2 protein-coding genes are annotated in these 2,210 nt (G+C 71.2%); both read left to right on the forward strand.

Translation table 11 applies throughout. The features are described from left to right. Positions 1 to 648: methyl-accepting chemotaxis protein (locus QFW81_RS00625; protein WP_280576623.1), on the forward strand; the 648-nt coding region annotated here is incomplete at its 5' end. A gap of 129 nt (positions 649 to 777) precedes the next feature. Continuing rightward, positions 778 to 2,210, forward strand: a 1,433-nt coding sequence (locus QFW81_RS00630; protein WP_280576625.1) for a cache domain-containing protein, incomplete at its 3' end; no start/stop codon positions are given.

Here is a 2,210-nt window from a genome sequence, read left to right on the forward strand (position 1 = left end):
GACATCATCGGCGTGATCGACGGCATCGCCTTCCAGACCAACATCCTGGCGCTCAACGCCGCGGTGGAAGCCGCGCGCGCCGGCGAACAGGGCCGCGGCTTCGCCGTGGTCGCCGCCGAGGTGCGCTCGCTGGCGCAGCGCTCGGCGGGCGCGGCCAAGGAGATCAAGCAGCTGATCACCGACTCGGCCGACAAGGTCCGCCACGGCAACGAGCTGGTCGGACAGGCCGGCCGCACCATGGGCGAGATCGTGACCAGCGTGAAGCGGGTGACCGACATCATCGCCGACATCTCGGCCGCCTCGCAGGAACAGAGCGCGGGCATCGAGCAGGTCAACCAGGCCATCACCCAGATGGACGAGAGCACCCAGCAGAACGCGGCCCTGGTGGAGGAAGCCACCGCCGCGGCCCGCAGCATGGAGCAGCAGGCCGGGCAGCTGGTGCAGACGGTGGCGGTGTTCCGCACCCGCGACCACCACGAGGCCGTACCACCGCTGGCGCCCGCCCCGCATGCGGCCGCAGCGGCCAACGTGGCGGCCCTGCGCCGGCGGGTGTCGTCCAGCGCGCCGGCACGGCCGGCCCCGCCCGCCCGCGCCCGCGCCGCCGCCGCGGTGACGGCCGAGGCCGCGGGGGACTGGCAGGAGTTCTGAGCTGCCCCCGGGTAGTGGCACCAGGCGGACGGGCACGCCCGACCGTCTGGTGAACGGAAGCGCGCAGGGCCGCAGGTTTTGGCGGGACCTGCCGATATGGAGGCCAACTCCATACGCGTCGGTATCGCCATGTCCCAGTTCCTGTCCCGCCTCGGGATCTCACGCAAGCTCGGGCTGCTGACCGCGCTCGGCATCCTGGCCGTGCTGACGGTCATCGCGCTGCAGCTCACGGCCGAGCACCGCATGCTGATGGCCGAGAAGGAAGCGGCCACCCGCGGCCTGGTGCAGTCGGCGGTCAGCCTGGTGGGCCATTACCACGCCCGCGCGCAAAGCGGCGAACTGGGCGAGGACGAGGCCCGCGCCGCGGCCATGGCCGCGGTCAAGGCGCTGCGTTTCGGCAGCAACGACTATTTCTGGATCAACGACATGCACCCGCGGATGCTGATGCATCCGTTCAAGCCGGAGATGGACGGCAGCGACCTGACCGGGTTCGCCGATCCCAACGGCGTTCACCTGTTCGTCGAGGCGGTGGCGCGGGTCAAGGCCGGCGGGGCCGGCTTCATCCACTACGCCTGGCCCAAGCCCGGTGCCGAGCACCCGGTGCCGAAGATCTCCTACGTGCAGGAATTCGCACCCTGGGGCTGGGTGATCGGCTCGGGCATCTACATCGACGACGTGCAGGCGGCGCTGTGGGCCTCGGCGCGTGCCGCGCTGGCCAAGCTGGCCGTGGTGCTGGCGTTGCTGCTCGCCGCCTCCTGGATCATCTCGCGATCGATCACGCGCCCGATCGCGCGTGCGGTCGAAGCGTCCACCGCCCTGGCCCGCGGCCGGCTCGATGGCGAGATCAAGGTCCACGGCCGGGACGAGACCGCGCGCCTGCTGCAGTCGCTGCAGGGCATCCAGCAGGTGCTGCAGCAGGTGTCCGGCGCCCAGCGCGAGATGCACGCCGCGCACGAAGCGGGCGAGATCGACCACCGCATCGAGGACGATCGTTTCGAGGGCGCGTTCGGCGAGATGGCGCGCCAGGTCAACGCGCTGGTGGCCTCGCACATCGAGACCAAGATGCGGCTGGTGGCCCTGGCGCAGGAGTACGCCCATGGCGACCTGAGCCACGACATGGAGCGCCTGCCGGGTCGCAAGGCGGTGCTCACCCAGGCCATGGATGCGACCAAGGCCAACCTGACGGCGATCAGCGCCGAGATCCAGCGCCTGTCGGAGGCGGCCGCCGCCGGCGATTTCAGCCAGCGCGGCGACGCCGATCGTTTCCAGTTCGCCTACCGCGAGATGATCGGTTCGCTCAACCGGCTGATGGCCAGCGCCGACCGCGGCCTGTCCGACGTGGGCAGCCTGCTGTCGGCGGTCGCCGCGGGCGATCTCACCCGCGAGGCCGACGCCAACCTGCCCGGCCAGTTCGGCCGCCTGGCCGAAGACGCCAACGGTACCGTGCGCAAGCTGGCCGAAGTCGTGGGCCAGATCCGCAGCGGCAGCGACGCGATCAATGCCGCAGCAAGCGAGATCGCCTCGGGCAACAGCGACCTGTCGCGCCGCACCGAACAGCAGGC

This window comes from Luteimonas kalidii, from assembly GCF_029887935.1.
Taxonomy (GTDB): domain Bacteria; phylum Pseudomonadota; class Gammaproteobacteria; order Xanthomonadales; family Xanthomonadaceae; genus Luteimonas; species Luteimonas kalidii.